We start from the raw sequence: 20,746 nt of genomic DNA on the forward strand, positions 1-20,746 counted from the left end.
ACTTTTGTTTCTGCATCTGGTGGCACTATTGTACCATCTTTCTTTATAACATTTTCGTTAGTTGATGATTTTATTGATATAGTATATCCACTTGATACTGATGGCATTGTTAGTGTTGTTGCATCTTTTGCTGGTGCAGTTACACTTGTTATTTTTGCTGCCTCTTTATTTACTGCTGCTTGTAATTCTTCATCTGTTGATTTAGCTGGTACTACTACCTCTATTTCTTTAGTATCTGCTGTTTTTCCACTTGATGTATGTGTTACTGTAAATACTAGTTTCACTGTTGTTGCTGTATTTTGTGGTACTATTGTTCCATCTTTTTTTATAACATTCTCGCTACTTGATGATTTTATTGCTATAGTATATCCACTTGATACTGATGGCATTGTTAATTTAGTTGCATCTTTTGCTGGTGCAGTTACACTTGTTATTTTTGCTGCCTCTTTATTTACTGCTGTTTGGTTTTGGTTAGAAGAACTTCCTCCACTACTACTTCCTCCATGTGAACCTCCTCCACTTGAAGAACTTCCTCCTGATGAGTTAGAACTTGGATTATTTCCACTTATAGATGGAGAATTGTCTCCCTTAACAGTACTTATTGTACCCTTATTATCTATAGTAGTACCTTTAGAATTATTTGTAACTGTAGTTATCTTACCACCATTAGTTACTTTTACTTGACTTGCTCCAGATGCTACTGTTAAACTACCAATCTCACCTTTTGAATTATTTTCTATCTTAGCTCCATTTTTATCATTAACTTTTAAATTAGTTATTTTTCCATAGTTAATGAAAGTTCCATCTTTAACATCATCTATAACTACATCGTCTACTTTTGCATAGTTGTTTACATCCCCATTAGGCATGTTGATAGTTACAGCCTTTGTATATGTACCATTTAAGTTTACTGTTACTGCTTTATCAGTTTGTATTGTAAATGCTTCTTTAACTTCACTAGTTGGTTTAAAGTTTATAACATCATTAGCAGTAGCTTTATCTACAGCTGATTTTAACTCAGAAATTGTTTTAGCTTCAACTGTGCTTACTTCTTGTAATGATTTCATTTCATTAAATGCTGTCTCATTGCCATTTCCACCAACTTTAGTTATTTTGTCAAAACTCTTAGAGTTTACTAAAGATTTTTGTGAAGCTGATAAATTCTTTCCAACTAGAACTACTGGTGATTGGTTTTTAGCTCCTAATACACCTACTGCTAATGCATCTATAAGTTGGTCTTGTTTAGCCATACCATCTTTAGTTACATATGCATTTTTTAAATCTGTCTTTTTATAGAATTCTTTTACTACTTTTGCATTTGTATCATTTCTATCTGTTCCACCTAATCTTGTACTATTTGGTAGTTTATTTTTTACAGCTTCAGAAACTGAACTTTCCCCACCTATTACATAAGATTGAGTTATTCCTGCATCTTTTATAAATTTATCTGCAACTGCTGTTCCATTTTTAGAGTCAGCAAGTATTACTGGCATATTATTTTGCGCAGCTGGAGCACCCACACTTACTGCATCTGCAAGCCCTTTTTCACCATTAACTACAGCTATTTTTTTAACATCACTTACTGCATCTAATCTCTTTGCTAACTCTAAAGATGTTTGGTATCTCTCTGCACCAGATATTCTTTCAAAAGATATTTTTAAATCTTTTATTTGTTTTTCTATATTTGCACTTAGTACAGAAGTACCACCTATTAGATATACTTTCTTAGCTTTTAGTCTTTGTAACTCTGCTTTTGTCTTATCATTTAATTTATCTTTACCTGTTAAAAGTATAGGAGCATTTTTTGCCTTTGCAAATGGTGTTGCGGATAGAGCATCTGCTATAGATGAATCATTTACTATTACTACCTCATCAGCATTTTTCCATCCATCTTGGCTTATTTTTACAGCAGTTTCATATCTCTCTTGTCCTGTTAAATTTGTTGCTACTGTTTGTGCACTAACTATACCTGCTGTAGAACTTCCAGCTATCATAGTAACTGTAAGCATAGCAGCAATCTTCTTTGGTATTTTCATTATATTTCCCCCTTGTCCATTAGTAGTACCTAATTGTTTCGTTTTGTTCCCGTTTTAATTCTAAGAGCTACTTTTTTTTACATAAAACCTACTATTTTACAACAATTCATTAACATAAAAATCAAACTCACCTTAAAATTAAAATTTACTAATTTTTCAATCAATTAGAAAATCTACGCATTCCTTTATAATAACTATAATATAAGAAAATAATAAATAAATTATATATTAATTATAAAATCATTATAGTTAGAAAACCTCTTTAAAATTAGTCTTTAAGTATCCCTTAGAATTAAAAGTGCTACTTGTTTTATAAATAAATTTCATTATTTATGCTTATTATGATTATATATTAAATAACCAATTTTATCCATATGAAAAACAAATTAATTTGATATTTTTTAAATTATTTTTTATATTTATATTTTATTTTGTTGTATTTTTACGAGACAATATAAAAATAGTATAAAGCTTATATAAAGATAATATAAAATTCTATCTTTCCATCACAAATTTCAACCTTATATCTAAAATTATTTTCTTCAAGTATAGTCTTAACTATTGTAAGACCAAGACCAGTACCTGAAAGTTCTTTACTTCTTGACTTCTCTAAGACATAAAAAGGCTTCCATATATCATCAATATCATCTTCTCTATCATAATCTATTCCATTTTTTATAGATAAAATAATCTTATCCTTATCTCTAAAAAGATTAATCTCTATCTCATTATCACTAGTATACTTTATTGCATTACTAATCAAATTATTAAGTACCATATCTATACTATCTTTATCAGAATTTATTATAAGATTTTTATCTTCTATATCGCATTGAACACTTATATTATCCTTAGATATCAATAATTCATAATTTTTTAAATTCTTAAGCAGTCTCTCCTTTAAATCTACTTCACACAAACTAACTTCTTTTTTCTCATATTTAGCCCAATATAAAAGAGTATTTATTGTATTAGACATATTTTCTGCCTGTTCAATTATTGTATCTGTATAAGTACCATCATCCAAACCATCTTTCATACCTATAGCATATGCTTTTATAAGTGCTATTGGAGTTTTCATTTCATGAGATGCATCAGATATAAAAGATTTTAAATTTTCATTTCTTTTATTTAATTCATTGTGTGCCTTTTCAAGCTTCACACTCATTATATTTATGCTATAAGCTAACTCCTCTATTTCATCATTCGTTTTTATAGCCTCAGTTCTAAAATTTAACTCAGATATATCCTTCGATAAAAGCTTTAACTTTTCCATAGGTCTTATAATTCTGTTTGACAGTATAAATGTAAGTATAGTTATTATAATTACTGAAAATATCCCCATTATTATATTAAATCTATTTACTATACCAATTGTTTCTTCTGAATGTTCTATTGGTATAGATATAGCAAATAAATAATTATCCTTTTTCATAAACTTTACTAGTAGACTATATTTGGTTTTTCCCTGATTATATATTTTATTAATACTTTTATTGTCAATATCTTTTAAAACACTTCCTTCAATCCAAAATTTATTTAAGCTCAAACCTTTATTCCAAAAAGCGTCTAGCAAATCTTGATTTATTTTATCCATACTATTTTTATTTTTGTAATTTTTATCTAATGTTACATATACAATGGCTGTATTACTTTTTTCTTCAATTAATTCAATATTTGACTTTAATTTATTAATATCCTTATGTTTTATTTCATTTTCAATGTTGTTCAATACATTTCTTTTTTCATGTAAATAATACCTATGAATAAACATACTATTTATAGCTATAGATATTATATAAACAACTACAACTACTATTGATATACTTATAGATAACTTCTTATTTAGTTTAGTCATCAAAATCCTCCAGACTATACCCTAATCCTCTGTAAGTTTTTATTATATCTTCTCCTACTTTTGTTCTCAGTCTTCTTATATGAGTATCTACTGTTCTAAAATCTCCATCATAATCCAATCCCCAGACTAAATCTAAAAGTCTTTCCCTAGATAAAACTATTCCTTTATTATTTACTAAGCAATGTATTAATTCCAATTCTTTTTTAGTCAATAGTAGTTCATCATTACCTTTAAAAACTTTATTTGACTCAAAATCTATTTTTAAATCTCTTATATTAATTGTATCTTTATAATTTACCAATTTCTTAGCCCTTATTATTAAGACTCTAGGGTCAAATGGCTTTTTAACATATTCATCTGCACCTATATTGAGTGCCTCGATTTCATCTTCGCTTTGACTTTTAGCTGTCAACATAAGTACCTTTGTGTTACTATTTTCCTTTATCTCTTTACAAACCTCTATTCCATCAATTACTGGCATCATCCAATCCAGTATTGCTAAATCTATTTTATTTTCATAAAAAACATCTAAAGCCTCTTCCCCATTTTTTGCAGTAAATACATTGAAGCCTTCTTTTTTAAAATAAGCACAAAGTATCTTAATCATACTCACTTCATCATCAGCAATTAATACATTCATATATTCACATCCCTAAATTTATTATATTTCATATTATATCCATTGTTTCAATTATATAAAATATATGTTACAAGAAGTTTACAATTATTACTAAATACCAATATAAAATAGAGTACAGATAAGCTTTAATACTAAATCTATAAATTTAAACACATAGTTAACTCTGCAAAATTTTTAAATATAATTGTTAATCTCTAAATATTAATATAAAGCAGAAACCTACAAAATAACTCTTCTATATAAAATTAATATTTTTATCCAATCCCATAAGATTTTATACATAAATAAAAAAGGTACCTCACCTATGATTTAAAAATCATTTTGAGATACCTTTTACAAAATTATATATTCTACACGACTTATCTAAGCTTAAAGCTTAAATCTTAATCTATTAATAATCTAATTTACCCTAATTGCTATTGTATTTTATAGATATAGCCAATTTATCTAAAATCCTCATCAATACATCATATGCATTTATTTAAAATAATCCTAATATACCTGTAATAGCACCTACCACTATCAATATACCCATTATTTTTATTGGAGAAAGACCTTTCTTTAAAGCAAAGAGTACCAATAAAGTAAGTACCAAAGGAATTAACCCTGGAAATATCTTATCAAGTAAATCTGTCTGAAGACTAAATTTAAAATCTCCACTAGTATAACTTATTGGTGTAGATAAATTAATAAATCTACCTACTAGTCCGCCCATAACTAAAGTCCCTAGTATCGAAGCACCTTCTATAACTTTATTTACTATTCCACCCTGAAGTATACTTTCAACAGCTTTTTTACCATACTTGTATCCATTTGTCCACATTCCAAATGAAATTGAGGTCATTATTATATATTGAGCCAATACAAATAATATCGGTCCTGCAATTGATGCTCCTCCCTCAGTTAAACCAATACAAACAGCTAATACTATAGGTGTTATAACTCCTTGAGTTAAAGTATCTCCAATACCTGCCAATGGTCCCATTAAACCTGTCTTTATGGCATTCATACCATCACCACTTATTTCATCTGCACCATTAGCTTTTTCTTCTTCCATAGCTATTGTTATTCCATGTATAACACATCCACATATAGGCTCTGTATTAAAAAATGCCAAGTGAGTTTCTACTTCTTGCTTTAACTCTTCTTTATCTGGATATAACTTCTTAAGTACTGGTAACATTGAATGTGAAAATGCTGTTGATTGTAATCTTTCATAATTGTAGTTAGATTGTGCAAAGAAAAACCATCTTAGCCATGACTTTATCACATCTTTTTTGCTTAACGTTTTCTTAGCTACTTCACTTTTTGTATCTGACATAATTTTTTCCCCTTTCTTATATATTTAAGATGTCGCACCATCTTTTCCATATTTAATTGAAGTAATTGTAAGAGCAAGTATTACTCCAATAACAGATATTACTATTATATCTACTTTAAAATAAACAGCCATTAATATACCTAATATGAAAAATGGCATAGTAAACTTATTTCCAATTAATTTTAAGTTCATAGCAATTCCTAACGCTGGTAACATAGCTCCAATTACATTGAATACATGTAACACATTATCATTCATTACTTCTAACATTCCATCTATTGCATTTGGCCCAAAATAAACAACTAATAATGCTGGTATAAAACTCATTACAAACAATAGTATCTGAGGTGGAACTATATTTATAAATGCTACTTTATCTATATTTCCTTTTTGAACCTCTCTATCTGCCCAGTGTGCAAAAAAAGAATTGACTGTCATTTTACCTATCCAAAGTACAGTTGCAACAGTACCTAATGGAACAGCTATTGCCATTGCAGTACTTACATCCAAATTAGATGCTATAGCTAAAGCAGTCCCCACATATCCTGCAAAAGCTGGGTCTCCCATTTGAGCCCCTCCTGCTGATATGAATCCTAAATATATCATATTTATACCTGCACCTATAATTGCTCCTTGAACTGGGTCTCCTAGTATAATTCCTGTTACAAATCCAGCTAATAAAGGTCTATTCCATGTAAAAAATCCAACATAAGTTAGCCATGGACTCCAAGAAAGATAATAAAAAATTGCTATTAAAACTGCTTGAATTAGTGAAATTTGCATGTTCTTCCTCCTTATTTAATTTTAAATATTTACAAAATAGGTCTTACAACAATGTTCCTACATCAATTTTCTTTGCATCTGGAACTATTTGTATAAAACACTTAACATTCTTTGATATTAATTCCCTAAATATTTCTTTCTCTTCATCTGATACTGATATATTCTTATAAAAACTTTTTCTTCCAAGACCAGCTCCCATACCCCCAACATTTAATTCTTTTAAATCTACTCCATTATTTACTAGACCTAAAACAGTTTTAGGATATTTAACTAATACTATTAAATTTTCATCTCCATCATATGATTTTAAAACTTCAGCACCTGATTCTATATCATGCACTTCAACCTTAACAGTTGAGGGTGCTGCCATTTGTAAGACTTGAACTATAAAAGGGTCTTTTACAACTAAATCATCTACTATTACTATCCTCTTTGCTGATGTAATCTTACACCAAGCAGTTATAACTTGCCCATGTATTAATCTATCATCAATTCTTGTTAATGCTATATTTCTCATAATAATTCCTCCAAAATTTTAATTTATTTTATATATTTAAAGCTGCTTTTACATCTTTAATTCCTAAAACTCCAACTTCTTCACATAAATTTTTTAAATCTTTTAACTTCATAGTATCTCTGTTTAAAAACAGCTCTAAAAGCATAGGCAAATTTACACCTGTTAAACATTCTAATTCACATTCCTTAGCAAATTTATTTATTATAACAGCAGATGTATTGAAAGGAGTTCCTCCATAAAAATCAAGTAATACTAAAATACCTTCATCTTTATATTTTTCAATTCCATTTTCTAATTTTCTACTAAACTCATCTATACTGTCACCATGGTTTAATCCTAAAGTTTCTACTTTTTCTTGTTTCCCTACTATTAATTCAGCACTTTCTAACATTGCTTTAGCCATATTCCCATGTGCAGCTATAATTATTCCTGCCATATGAATCATACCTCTCTTAACTTTTTTATATACATTATAAATTACTATCTTTATTGCTCTACCTTAATTAGCCACATTAATCATTATCTTACCAAAGAAAATGTCTCTTTTGTATATTTTTTCAAAATAATCTGGCACTTCATCTAAATTTATTCTGTGTGTCACCAATTTCTCAACATTCATGTCACCTTTTTGCATATGATACAAGCCAGCACTCCATTCTTTTCCTGGAAATGGAAATGAATTTCCAAACCAAGTTCCTTTCACAGTTAGCTCACTTCTCACTATCTTCTCAAATTGTTCTCTGCTTAAAGCTACATCTCCATATGGTACTCCTGCATACAGTACTGTCCCACCTTTTTTGGCTAATAATAATACCTGACCACATGTCATTGGAGTTCCTGCTGATTCAATAACAATGTCTGCTCCAGCTCCATTAGTTAATTTTTTTATCTCTTCTACAATATTTTTTTCTTTTGCATTTATACAAATATCTGCTCCTAATTCCTTCGCTAATTCTAATTTCTCATCAAATACATCTATAGCCACTATTTTTGTAGAACCAAATATTTTTGCCCATTGTATTGAAAATAAGCCTATTGGTCCTGTTCCAAGTACTACAACAGTATCTCCTACCTTAGTTTCTGACCTAAAAAGTCCATGCCCTGCTATACACACTGGTTCTAAAGCAGCAGCCGTTTCATAACTTATTTCTTCTGGTATTTTTATCAAATTTCTTTCCTTTACCTTTGTATATTCAGCAAAACATCCTCCAAGCTCTTTATTGCCTATTATTGCTACATTATTACATCTTGAATACAACCCTTTTTTACATTCATCACATTCAAAACATGGCATAGCTGGACAAACAGCAACTCTATCTCCTATTTTAAAATCTTTTACTTCTGTACCAACTTCTGCTACTTCTCCTGAAAATTCATGTCCTAAGATTTCTCCAACCATATGAGGGCCTGTCTTTGAGTATTTTGATATATCAGAGCCACATATACCAGCAACTTTTACTTTAACTATTACATCATCTTTTTCTAATATTTTAGGTATATCTGCATTCTCTACTCTTGTATCTCTTACACCATAGAACTTAACTGACTTCATATTAACCACCTCTATTGTTTATTTTATTTAGATATATACTCATCTTTTTTATGTAAAATATATAGAGCAATTTTTATGCCAACATTTGTAAATATAGTTTTCATGCCATTTATCACACTGTTATTATATGTGTGTCAAAGTGTGTCAAAAAAATTTCCTACAAAAACTTATGTGTGTTAATACAAATGACACTCACTTTCTTTCTGAGTACTTTTCTAAAATTTTTCATAAAATGTACTTTTTTTATTATTTTTATAAAAATGTTCGGAAAAATTCTCTATTTTTGTGATATAATATTAAATATAAGGCATCAATATAGATTTTTATACGAATACCAGAACTTTTTTGACACTAATGCCTTATTCAATATAATAATTTAATATTTTGGAGGTTGTTTATGAAAAAAGTGTATCAAGGAAAGACTAAAGATGTTTTTGAATTAGATAATGGAAATTTCTTACTTAAATTTAAGGATGATGTAACTGGCAAAGATGGTGTATTCGATCCAGGTGAAAATACTGTAGGGCTAAGCATAGATGGAATTGGTAAGGCTAATTTAGAAACATCTGTTAAGTTCTTTGAAATTCTAAACAATGCTGGAATTAAAACTCATTATGTAAGTGCTAATTTAGAAGATGCAACTATGGAAGTGTTACCAGCAAAAGTTTTTGGTAATGGATTAGAAGTTATTTGTCGTTATAGAGCTGTTGGTAGTTTCTTACGTCGTTATGGTTCATGTGTTGAAGAAGGAGCTAAGTTAGACTGTTATGTAGAAGCAACTTTAAAAGATGATGACCGTTGTGACCCACTTATAACATCTGAAGGTTTAGAAGCTTTAAATATTATGACTCAAGCTCAATTTGATTCAATGAAGAGTATGACTCAAAAAATTTCTAACATAGTTCGTGATACTATAGCTGAAAAAGGACTTGAACTTTATGATATTAAGTTTGAATTTGGATTCTACAATAATGAAGTAATATTAATAGATGAGATAGCATCTGGAAATATGCGTGTTTATAAAGATGGTGTAATAGTTGACCCTATGGATTTAACTGCTTTATTATTAGCAAAATAATTATACAGAATATATACATATAATTTTCAAATACAAATCTAATAAACTTATAAATAAAAACAAGCTATGAATCAGAAATTCTATAAAATATCAATTACTTTAAAACATTTTATAATTTCTAATTTCATAGCTTTTTTATTGTATTATTACAACATTTTATAATTTCTAACTTTATAGCATCTTTTATTCTGCTGATGCACTTAATTCCTATAAATTAGCTTCTATATTCTATAACTATCACCTCCTACTATTTATCCTAATTCATACTTATTAGTTACTAGATAATAATTTCAATCCTACAATCCCCACTACAATAAGACCTATACATAAAATTCTAGCCATATTAACTGGTTCATTTAAAAGAGCAATTCCTACAATAGCAGTTCCAACTGTACCAATTCCAGTCCATATGGCATATGACGTTCCAAGCGGAAGATGTTTAAGCGCCAATGATAAAAAATAAAAACTAACAATCATCCCAACAACAGTAAGTATACTTGGAGTCAACTTAGAAAATCCATGTGAATTTTTTAATTGAAATGCCCAAAAAACTTCAAATAGTCCTGCAATAAATAAAAATAACCATTTCATATAAATCATCCCTCTTTTCAAATAATATATCTCTTTTTTAGCAATAAAATAACCTGAGAAATATTATAAAATATCTCCCAGGTTTTTATCCTTCCGTGTTCACAACAAAATTATGTTGTGGGTTTTATCTTGGACCAGACCAATCATTAATAATTGCGGAACCCTATAAAACTCTAGTATTATTTTATTGTCTTTAAAATAATACTATCAACATAGGTAAAAAAAGTCAATATATTGATATGATATAAATTATAAGAGTATAAATTAAAATATATATCTATAGTAATTTGTACTCTTTGGTTATATAACATATTCAACTTACATATTTTGTATTTATATCTAATTTTTATTTAATATGTTATAATAACATAAAAATATCGAAAGGAGTAATTTTTATGAATTCCTACAAAATTGCAGTGTGTCAGATGATTACTACAGAAAACAAGATTGAAAATATTAATCATGCTGTAGAAATGGTAACAGAAGCTGCCAATAATGGGGCTAAAATTGTGGTTTTACCGGAAATGTTTAATTGTCCATATGAAAATAAATACTTTCCTAAATTTGCAGAAGAATATCCAGGTGAAACAACAAATACATTGAGTAAACTAGCCGAAAAACATGGTATTTATCTAATTTCTGGTAGTATTCCAGAGTTAGAAGATAGCAAAATCTATAATACTTGTTATGTATTTGATAAAAATGGAACTTTAATTGGAAAACATCGCAAAATGCACTTATTTGACATTGAAGTTACAGGAAAAGTTAGCTTTAAAGAATCTGATACTCTTACTGCTGGAAATGATGTTACTATAATAGATACTGAATATGGAAAGATGGGTATTGCTATTTGCTATGATATTCGTTTCCCTGAATTATCACGTTTAATGGCTCTTGAAGGTGCAGAAATCGTTATCTTGCCAGCAGCATTCAATATGACAACTGGACCTGCACATTGGGAATTATCTATCAGAATGCGTGCTTTAGATAATCAGATATTTTATGTTGGTGCTGCACCTGCTCGAAATAAAGATGCTTCTTACATAGCTTTTGGTAATTCAAGAATTTCAGACCCTTGGGGAAAAATTATAGCTCAGGCTGATGAAAAGGAATGCATTATCTATGCTGATATTGATAGAGATTTAATTCCTGACATAAGACAACAATTACCATTACTTAAACATAGAAGAACAGACTTATATGAACTTAATATTTTAAAATAAAAAATTATAAAACCCCCTAAATTAATTATTTAAAATATTTATGGGGTTTTTATTATGGTAATTATCCCAACTACTCTTAGTTACTAATTGATTAATAGTAGTCATTTTTTATTAAATATCTTTACTTTTCTCACTTATCATATCTTCCAACTTTATATTTGGATTATGGTATCTCTTTTTATTTTTAGTTACATCTTTCCATTGAATCGCTTGCTTAGGACACCAATGTACACATGCTAAACAATGTTCACAATTGTGTAAAAACTTCGGTCTCCCCTTTTCAACGTCTATATTATTTACAGAACATACTTTTGAACAAATACCACATTCTATACAGGTATCTTCAACTGAAAAATGGCTATCTTGATTTGCACAAGATGAAATATATTTTTTATAAAACTTCTTGTATATAAAATTTGTTTTGCCAATTTTATTACTTTTCTTATTTACAATATCTTCTGACACTTCATTAACCTTGATTTCTGCTTTTCTAAGTAAATTATCAATTTTTTTATCATCTTTTATTTTAAACTCACAAATGTAATTAGAAACCATCTGTATCCTTGAACCTAGATTTAGTCCATGACCCTTCTCTTTCAATAAAGCATTCACATCATGAAGCGCACTTCCACCTATCATGCCTCCACAAGTTACTACAGCAAAAATATATGGTTTATCACTTTTAATATTTAGATTTGATATAAATTTAGAAACAAGATTAGGTAACTCCCAAAAATATAATGGAAATACAAATCCTATCATATCACTATTACAATCTACATCAGTTGTTTCACATATTCTAATTATATTTGCATTTATTTTATTCGATATACTCTCTGCTACACTTAGGCTATTTCCAGTTGATGTAAAATAATAAATAACTTTATCTTTCATAAAATACTCCTCCCAAGATGCCCTTTTGGAAAATTATTCATCTTTATATATTAAAATTAGAATACTCAAATAAAGACTATTAACTACATGCTTAAATTTTCCAATAATTAGACACTTGATTTATTTAGTATATAAAAATATACTAATTTTAATCATTAAAACTATTATATTTTTATGTAAATTTAATAATTTGAGAAATTCTTGAGATTTTTATACTAAAATAGAAGTTGTTTAAAAAGTTTTATTTAGAAAGGAGAATTTTTATGAACAGTAAAATACTTGTTGTAGATGACGAGAAAGGAATCACCACTTTATTAAAAGATTATTTTGAAATAAATGATTATGAAGTTTACACTGCTCAAAATGGAAAAGAAGCACTAGAAAAAATATCTAAAAATCCAGACATTATTCTACTTGATATAAACATGCCTGAAATAGATGGAATTGAAGTTTGCAGTAGAATTAGAAACTATATATCATGTCCTATCTTATTTTTAACAGCCAAAATTGAAAACTATGATAAAATTAATGGTTTTCGTGTTGGTGCTGATGATTATATTGTAAAACCTTTTGATTTAGAGGAACTTGGGGCAAGAGTCTCTGCTCACTTAAGACGCGAACAAAGAAAATCAAATCATACTAAAGTCAATTTTTATAAAGATTTAGTAATAGACTATGAAAAAAGGTCAATTTCCATTGATAATAACCAAGTTTCACTTTCAAAAAAAGAATTTGATATCGTAGAACTTCTCTCTACGAACCCTGGTCAAGTATTTGATAGAGAGAGAATTTATGATAGAATATGGGGCTATGATAAAAATGGAAATAGTGATGTTATAATGGAACATATCAGAAAAATACGAATTAAATTATCAAGATATACTCTTGAAAATTACATAGAAACAGTATGGGGAGCTGGTTACAAATGGATAAAATAAAGAATATGTCATTAAAAAAATCTTTTTTCTTTCTCACTCTATCTTCATTAATTATAGCATCAGTACTTACAACAGTCTCATACATTTTACTTAATTACATATATCACTCTATACAAGACAAATATTTACAAACTCCTTTATACACAGAAACTATAACCATAGTGCAAAATAATTTAAATCAATATAGTGATTTTGATAAAGTATTGATTAATATAATTAGCACACTTCAGCTTATACTCCCACTCGTATTTTTTATAGGACTTCTATTATTGGCTGATATAATTTTTTATAAGGTAAAATTAAAGATACCTATTGAAATACTTAATAAAGGAGCAAACGAAATATCCAATAATAACTTAGATTTTTACTTAGAATATAAGAGTAATGACGAATTAGGTAATCTGTGTAGTGCTTTTGAGAAAATGAGGTTGCAACTAAATAAAAATAATATAAAAATGTGGACTATGATAGACGATAGAAAACAGCTTAATGCTGCTTTTTCTCATGATTTAAGAAATCCTCTTACTGTTCTAAAGGGATACTCAGATTATTTAATAAAATACATGCCAACAGGAAAACTTAGTGATAAAAAAATTTTATCAACTGCACAACTTATGTCTGAACATATCAACAGAATTGAATACTATGTAAATAGTATGAGTAATGCTCAACGATTAGAAGACCTAGTTATTACAAAATCTACATCAAGTATAAATGCTTTTGTAGAAAACTTAGATAGCAATATCTCCATTCTATCAAAACAAGCTGGAAAATCTTTTAAAATTACAAATAAAGTGGATAATATAAACGTATTATTTGATGAAAATATTATTCATAGAGTTATTGAAAATATAATATCAAATGCATTTAGATATGCAAAAAATAAAATATCTATACTTATATACCTTGAGCAAGAATTCCTTACTTTCGTAATTGAAGATGATGGTGTGGGATTTAGTGAAGAATCTATAAAATCAGCATTAAAACCTTTTTATAAAGATAAGACTTTAAATAATAACAACTTAAATTTTGGTATGGGTCTTTATATATCTAAAGTATTATGTGAGAAACATGGTGGCTCTATTTTTATTGAAAACAATCCAATTGGTGGTGCTAAAATTACAACAAAGTTCTCAACAAAAGACTAGAGGTACTTTAATTTTTAATCTAGATTTTCTTGTATAAAACATAATAAACTTTTAAGTTTTATTAAAATATACCCTATAGCGTACATTCTAATAAAAAGACGCAACCTTAAACATAAATATAATCTATCTGATTTTTTTAAATCAGATAGATTTACACAACACATTTCAAATACATAAAAATCTATTTCGCTAATTAAATTTAATTTTTATAATACAATAATAAATTTATCTGTCAATTAACTCAGTCCATTATCATTCAAATAACATACTAATGCTTCTGCTTAAATAACTTCTTTACTCTTTATGTATAAATTTATGTACAGATAAACTTGAAACTGTTTATTAAATATTTTTTTCTTTCAATCTATCTGAACCTTCTAATACATCAGTATTATGTCGATAGCGTCCTGTTGCACGATGGTTATGATAAAATTCTTTTTTATCAGCATACATGAGTTCGTCTGCAGTTTTTATAATGAATTGAATATTTTCACAATTTTCTTCCCATTTTGAACCAATGGCAGCTTTACATTCATCATTCATAAAATTATTCCTTAATTTTTGAACTTTTTCATTGAATTCATTCTCACTTATATCTATGCAAATAATTACAAATTCATCACCACCAATTCGATAGTAGGAACCTATTTCAAAGCTATTTTGAATGATTTTTGCACATGCTTTAAGCAACTCATCACCAGAATCATGTCCCAAATTATCATTGATTTCCTTGAGTCCGTTTACATCTAAATATACTACGCCAATAGAATTTTTTTCGCCCACAAGGTTATCAATATCGTGAATATAACGGTTTCTATTATAAAAAGAAGTAAGAGTGTCTAAATAACTTAAACGATAAAGAACTTCCTCATTTTCATTTCTATGCATTGCAATCATAATAAAATAACTAAGAGTTTCAAGAAATGTAGCTGCATTTTCCGTTAAGTTTATAGAGGGGTTATCAAGTCCAATACACCCATCTAATTTTCCATTACGCTCTAATGGAACCATGACCAGACGCTTAATTTTCTGTTGTAAAAGAATCTCATATTCAAACTCCATAGTCAATTTTAAGTCTTCTATATCATGAATAACTACATTGCCTCGCTTTTGAAACACATTGAGCCACATTGCAAAATCTGACTGTGGTAAATCCTGTAGGTTATCAATTTGTGGAATTATACCTTCTTTACACCATTCTGCAATATTAGATAGATTATCACCATGAAATAAGAAAATGTAGGCACGTTCAGCTAAAAACAAATTTCCTACCTGTTCCAATACATAATTAGTAGCATCTAACGTTTCATGATTGCGATAAAGTTCTCGAATACACTCAACAAGAACATTATCTCTCTTCAAACGGCTCTCTAGTTCAATTTTTTCATTAGTTGCTTCAGTAATATCAAATGCAATTTCCATTCTTGCTGTGCGGCCCTCCCACTCCATTAATCTATCTTTTAATAAGTAGTGGCGTTTAGTGATTGGGTTTGTATGTTCCCAAGTATAATTTTCATCCTTTTTTAGAATAGAATTCTGACAGAATGAACATGGAGAATCAAATCCCTGCAATACTTTATAACACTTCAAATGCTCTTCATCATTGATATTGAAAGTTTTCTTTCCAGCTTCATTGACAAATAGCAAATCATAGGTATCAATGTCTGATATATACATTAGTTCTGTTATTTCATTTATAGGAACAAGCAATTCTTGCAACCTTTTTGATAACTGTTCGTTCTTTAGTTTATTCTCATTTTCAACTTCAATCAATCTTCTGCGACGTTTATCTTGGCAGAAAGCAAAAACAGTACATAGCCCTGCCATCAATATAAACACTATATTAATATAAAACAATAAATTTCGAGCATCTTGAACGATTTTATCAGTATATACCTCTGCAGCCATTACCAACTGGTCCGCTAAGTTAAAGTAATCTTCACTCATCTCAAACAGTTTGTCCCCAGAACCGCCATCTCTATAACTCATGATTTCTACCTTAATATCTGACCAATCCTTTTTCATTTCTACTAATAATGATTGATACTCTTCACTTTCAAGTCTTATTAAATTAAGTTCAGCACTTCCATTAGAAAGCCCTGTTAGTATATCATCTAGATGTGCAATCAAACTATCATCCTGTACATGAGCAAGTTCTTTTTTTATCAGTCTCTGTGTAGCACCACGGATAATACCTGTATAATTGATAACACGTGCATCTCCCTCAAGGTTGTTGATAGAACGAACTGACAATATACCTGTCAAAATTAGGGCAATGCTCAAGATAAGTGGAACTGCACCTATTCGCAGTTTTGCGAATACTATCTTCATATTGTATAGTCTTCCCAATATTCTATAGTCCTCCCAATATCTGGTTTAATTTTATGTTTACAATTATTATATCACAATAATAATCCATAACAGCTTTATATTTCAAAGCTACAGTTAATTTTATTAGTAGTTATCCTCCTATATCAACCACTATGAACAAATAAAAATATTAAGTAAAAATGTTCATAGCAACTCCTACTTTATTTTGGAATCTTTTTCTTTAATAGTAAATTACATCCATTTAACCCTTATACCCCTACGAATTGAATTGTACTCAACAAATACCCTTAAATCTGCCTAGTTTTAATAAATTTTCTTTAAATATTTTCTTTAAACTAATTAAACTTCTCTAAGGAAATTTCATTTTAATTTTTTATTCTTATTTCTTTATTAAATTATAATTTCTATTGAGATTCAAAATAATAGATATAGATAAGTCTATCTATCTTATTTTTTAACACAGTATTTCAAATATATTTATATCCTTTTTGTCTATAATTTACTTTTATTTATATAATTGTATAAAAGTTGAGAGAAAATTGAGTTTTATGACTTACACTCTTCTTATACAAAAAAGGAGTGTGTTTTTTATGATTATAAAAGCAAAACAACTATCAAAAATATATGGTTCTAATAACAACAAAGTTATTGCATTAAACAACATTGATTTAGAAATAAACTCAGGTGAATTTGTTTCTATCATTGGACCTTCTGGAAGTGGAAAAAGTACACTTTTACATATCTTGAGTGGATTAGATAGTCCTACATCTGGGCAGGTATTACTTGATGGGAAAGATATGTATAAATATAGTGAAAAGGAACTTTCCACTCTTAGAAGAAAATGTTTTGGATTTGTATTTCAACAGTTTAATCTACTACCAGTTTTGACAGCTTCAGAAAATATTTCAATGCCTGTATTATTAGATAAAAGACAACCTGATAAAGAATACTTAAATGAAATTTCATCATTGCTTGGAATCTCAGATAGATTGCATCATCTTCCACATGAACTCTCAGGAGGTCAGCAACAAAGAGTTGCTATTGCTAGAGCATTAATTGCAAAGCCAAATGTAATATTTGCAGATGAACCTACAGGAAACTTAGACAGCAAAAGTGGTAGTGAAGTTATGAATCTTCTTATTAAAACATCAAAACAATTTAAAAAGACTCTAGTAGTAATAACTCATGATGATAGGATTGCAAAGCTTGCTGACAGACGGCTTTCAATAATTGATGGTGTACTTATGGAGGTGAAATAGTAATGAAGAATTACCTTTCACTTTCAATAAAAGAGTTAAAAAACCAAAAACTTATGACTACATTAATTGTTATTGCAATAATAATGTCAACTATAATGACAACTGTAGTAGGTCAATCAATTGGCATACTTCAAAACTTAAGAAAAGAGCAAGCTCGCTCTTTTAATGGTGATAGACATGTATCCTTTCACCAACTCAATAAAACTCAAGTTGATAAACTAAAAAAAGATAATAGAATCTACCAAGCTGGTCTTTCAACAACACTTGGTACTAGTAAAATAAAGAATAAAGGTATCTCTATACTTGTAAAAGAATACGATAAAATAGGACTTTCCAACTATCCAAAACTAATGAAACTAAAGTTTGGAAATCTTCCTAAAAATAAAAATGAGATTGCTTTAGATGAAAACACCTTACAACTTATGGGAATAAAACCAAAACTTGGTATAACTATTCCTATGGATTTAAATATCTCACTCTTAAATGATACAGAACAACCCTATGGTTATAAAACCAATTTTAAACTAAGTGGTATTTTAGAAAATGACTACACAGGCTATGCAAGTGGAATAGTAAATAGTGTTGTAGGTAAAGGTACATCAGAAAATCTATTACCTAAAAGATATGCTTTATCATCATTGGATTTTAAAATAAAGCAACAAAATAAATTTCAGGAAATTGTAAATCAATTAGCCAAAAAAGTCAATATTTCTCGTAGTTCAATTCAATACAACTGGGTTTATTTAAATACATTAGGAATTAACTTTGAAGGAGATAAAAACAGTTCCAATAGTGATAGCATGTCTATAATTATAATAATATCTTTATTTGTTGCACTCTTAGTACTACTGGCCTCTGGACTTGTAATCTATAATATTTTAAAAATTTCTGTTACAAAGAAAATCAAAGAGTATGGATGTTTAAGAGCAATTGGAGCTGAACCAAGGCAACTATATAAAATTATTATCTTACAAATTTTATTTTTATGCGCTATCGCTATACCTATTGGAGCTATAATTGGAATTGTTTCTTCTGAAAGCATAACTGAGATGGTTACGAATATTTTAAATCCAGATATATTTTTAGTAAATGACAGTAAACAAATGCCTGAGATTATACAGAGAAATTCAACAGCATACTTAATTCCACTATTATTAAGTGTTAGTATTTCACTAGTATTTTCATTTGTTGCGGCTTTACCATCAGCAATATATGCTTCACATGTTTCTCCTAAAATTGCTATGGCTGGTAGCACTATCAAAATCAAAAGAAAAATTAAGATTAAACGAGAAAAACCAATCAAAAACTTCGAAAGACATCTAGCATGGCTAAATCTAAAAAGAAATAAAGGTAGAACTATAATAACTATACTATCATTATTTATGAGTATAACAGTATTTGTTGCACTGAGTGAATTTTCTAATGTATTAGATGTATCCAAATCGGTTAGTGACTTAAAAAAAGGAGATTTTTCTTTAATAAATGAAGTGCCTGGCTTTGATAAATCTACGCTAGATAAAATAGTTAACATGAAAAATATCAATCGTACCTCTTTTATCAAATACTCTGAATATAAACAAGGGGAAATAAATACAGATATTAACTTTAAAAATGGTTCTGAAATGTTAAAAGTTATTGGAGTTGATGAACAAACTCTTAAAGAATTAATACCTTCTGTAAAAGATTCTTTATTGGAGGATTTCAAAAATGGCTCTCTATGTCTTATAAAAAATCCAATTGCTATTTCTACATCAGATACAAAATTTAAGGCTACAAATCTAAAACCAAAGGATAATATTACAATTAATAAAAAACAATTAAAAGTATACAATACTGTAGATAAAATGATTAATTTGCAGGGTAATGGTTGGTTAAATGGTATTGATGTTATTGTATATGATACTGTATATGACACCCTAACAAATAAAAATAGATTCAGTCAGATAAATGTTTATGCTAAAGATAAATCAAATTTAGAAGAAATAAAATTATCTATTGAACAAATTTGCAAAAACAATCCAGGTTCTCGTTGGATATCGTATATTGAATCAGACAACCAACTTAAAGAAAGTTTCAAACAAATACAATTTTTAGCATGGACTATTATACTATTTGTAGGTTTGATTGGTACTTTAAACATTATTAACACAACTCATACAAACATTAATACTAGAATTAATGAAATTGGAGTTAAGAGAGCTATTGGTATGAGTAACAGTAGTTTATACAAAATGTTTTTATGGGAAGGTTGTTATTATGGAATCTCTGCTTCTATATTTGGTTCAATTGCAGGATATGCCAGTGCTATTATAATAAACATGGCTACTATAGAAAAAATTGATTTTACTAATATCCCAATTGTTTCGATTTCACAAGCTACACTTGTTTCTATAGTTGCATGTATTATAGCCACTCTTATTCCTTTAAGGAGAATTAAAAAAATGGATATTATTGATTGTATAGATATTATAGAATGATAATAATAAATTAATATCTATAAATAAAACATAATAAGTTATCTTTTTAAAACTATAATCCTATAGATTTTTTGATTATATATCTTTATGACCACAAATA

General features: G+C 28.3%; 17 protein-coding genes and 1 riboswitch. Of the genes, 6 read left to right on the top strand and 11 right to left on the bottom strand.

Annotation, left to right across the window (positions count from 1 at the left end):
• From IR151_RS13665 to IR151_RS13700, 8 genes are all read right to left on the bottom strand, one after another.
• Positions 1 to 2,036: cell wall-binding repeat-containing protein (locus IR151_RS13665; RefSeq protein ID WP_227435249.1), on the bottom strand; the 2,036-nt coding region annotated here is incomplete at its 3' end.
• Positions 2,037 to 2,508: 472 nt separating this feature from the next.
• Entirely contained in the window at positions 2,509 to 3,894 is a 1,386-nt protein-coding gene (locus tag IR151_RS13670; protein WP_227435252.1) for a sensor histidine kinase, read from the bottom strand.
• Positions 3,887 to 4,534 carry a response regulator transcription factor gene (locus IR151_RS13675; protein ID WP_227435254.1) on the bottom strand — a complete coding sequence of 216 codons (648 nt, stop codon included), beginning with the start codon at positions 4,532 to 4,534 and terminating at the stop codon, positions 3,887 to 3,889. The genes IR151_RS13670 and IR151_RS13675 overlap by 8 nt, the downstream gene beginning before the upstream one ends.
• A gap of 481 nt (positions 4,535 to 5,015) precedes the next feature.
• Entirely contained in the window at positions 5,016 to 5,855 is an 840-nt protein-coding gene (locus tag IR151_RS13680; protein ID WP_227435256.1) for a PTS system mannose/fructose/sorbose family transporter subunit IID, read from the bottom strand.
• 24 nt (positions 5,856 to 5,879) lie between these two features.
• Positions 5,880 to 6,638 (bottom strand): PTS mannose/fructose/sorbose/N-acetylgalactosamine transporter subunit IIC, encoded by a 759-nt coding sequence (locus IR151_RS13685; RefSeq protein WP_227435258.1) that lies wholly within the window; start codon positions 6,636 to 6,638, stop codon positions 5,880 to 5,882.
• 43 nt (positions 6,639 to 6,681) lie between these two features.
• The gene (locus IR151_RS13690; RefSeq protein ID WP_227435260.1) at positions 6,682 to 7,155 is read right to left on the bottom strand and encodes a PTS sugar transporter subunit IIB; all 474 of its coding nucleotides are present in this window, start codon (positions 7,153 to 7,155) and stop codon (positions 6,682 to 6,684) included.
• A 28-nt stretch (positions 7,156 to 7,183) separates the two neighbouring features.
• Positions 7,184 to 7,600, bottom strand: a complete 417-nt coding sequence (locus IR151_RS13695) for a PTS sugar transporter subunit IIA (RefSeq protein ID WP_413927365.1) — start codon at positions 7,598 to 7,600, stop codon at positions 7,184 to 7,186.
• 54 nt (positions 7,601 to 7,654) lie between these two features.
• Complete coding sequence (locus IR151_RS13700) at positions 7,655 to 8,707, bottom strand: galactitol-1-phosphate 5-dehydrogenase (RefSeq protein ID WP_227435264.1); 1,053 nt, start codon at positions 8,705 to 8,707, stop codon at positions 7,655 to 7,657.
• 397 nt (positions 8,708 to 9,104) lie between these two features.
• Here IR151_RS13700 and IR151_RS13705 point away from each other — a divergent pair, with 397 nt between their 5' ends.
• On the top strand, positions 9,105 to 9,785 hold the full coding sequence (locus tag IR151_RS13705) for a phosphoribosylaminoimidazolesuccinocarboxamide synthase (RefSeq protein WP_227435267.1): 681 nt from the start codon (positions 9,105 to 9,107) through the stop codon (positions 9,783 to 9,785).
• Between the two features lie 270 nt (positions 9,786 to 10,055).
• Here the strand turns inward: IR151_RS13705 and sugE are convergent, their stop codons facing one another.
• Complete coding sequence (gene sugE / locus IR151_RS13710) at positions 10,056 to 10,376, bottom strand: quaternary ammonium compound efflux SMR transporter SugE (RefSeq protein ID WP_227435269.1); 321 nt, start codon at positions 10,374 to 10,376, stop codon at positions 10,056 to 10,058.
• A gap of 72 nt (positions 10,377 to 10,448) precedes the next feature.
• Positions 10,449 to 10,554: riboswitch (guanidine-I (ykkC/yxkD leader) on the bottom strand.
• A 217-nt stretch (positions 10,555 to 10,771) separates the two neighbouring features.
• Between sugE and IR151_RS13715 the strand changes: the two genes are divergently transcribed.
• Positions 10,772 to 11,599 (top strand): carbon-nitrogen hydrolase family protein, encoded by an 828-nt coding sequence (locus tag IR151_RS13715; protein WP_227435271.1) that lies wholly within the window; start codon positions 10,772 to 10,774, stop codon positions 11,597 to 11,599.
• 111 nt (positions 11,600 to 11,710) lie between these two features.
• On the opposite strand, the gene IR151_RS13720 is transcribed toward IR151_RS13715, so the two are convergent.
• A complete protein-coding gene (locus tag IR151_RS13720) occupies positions 11,711 to 12,493 on the bottom strand; it encodes an EFR1 family ferrodoxin (RefSeq protein WP_227435272.1) in 783 nt (260 codons plus the stop codon).
• A 263-nt stretch (positions 12,494 to 12,756) separates the two neighbouring features.
• Between IR151_RS13720 and IR151_RS13725 the strand changes: the two genes are divergently transcribed.
• Together IR151_RS13725 and IR151_RS13730 are read left to right on the top strand one after the other, a co-directional pair.
• The gene (locus IR151_RS13725; protein ID WP_227435274.1) at positions 12,757 to 13,431 is read left to right on the top strand and encodes a response regulator transcription factor; all 675 of its coding nucleotides are present in this window, start codon (positions 12,757 to 12,759) and stop codon (positions 13,429 to 13,431) included.
• Positions 13,419 to 14,579: a sensor histidine kinase gene (locus tag IR151_RS13730; RefSeq protein WP_227435276.1), complete on the top strand. Its 1,161-nt coding sequence runs from the start codon at positions 13,419 to 13,421 to the stop codon at positions 14,577 to 14,579. Before IR151_RS13725 ends, IR151_RS13730 begins: the two co-directional genes overlap by 13 nt.
• 342 nt (positions 14,580 to 14,921) lie before the next feature.
• Here the strand turns inward: IR151_RS13730 and IR151_RS13735 are convergent, their stop codons facing one another.
• On the bottom strand, positions 14,922 to 16,910 hold the full coding sequence (locus tag IR151_RS13735; protein ID WP_227435278.1) for a sensor domain-containing diguanylate cyclase: 1,989 nt from the start codon (positions 16,908 to 16,910) through the stop codon (positions 14,922 to 14,924).
• Between the two features lie 590 nt (positions 16,911 to 17,500).
• On the opposite strand from IR151_RS13735, the gene IR151_RS13740 reads away from it, so the two are divergent.
• On the top strand, positions 17,501 to 18,169 hold the full coding sequence (locus IR151_RS13740; RefSeq protein ID WP_227435280.1) for an ABC transporter ATP-binding protein: 669 nt from the start codon (positions 17,501 to 17,503) through the stop codon (positions 18,167 to 18,169).
• Between the two features lie 2 nt (positions 18,170 to 18,171).
• The gene (locus tag IR151_RS13745) at positions 18,172 to 20,646 is read left to right on the top strand and encodes an FtsX-like permease family protein (protein WP_227435283.1); all 2,475 of its coding nucleotides are present in this window, start codon (positions 18,172 to 18,174) and stop codon (positions 20,644 to 20,646) included.
• Positions 20,647 to 20,746: the final 100 nt, after the last annotated feature.

The organism is Clostridioides sp. ES-S-0006-03 (assembly GCF_020662275.1).
Lineage (GTDB): Bacteria > Bacillota > Clostridia > Peptostreptococcales > Peptostreptococcaceae > Clostridioides.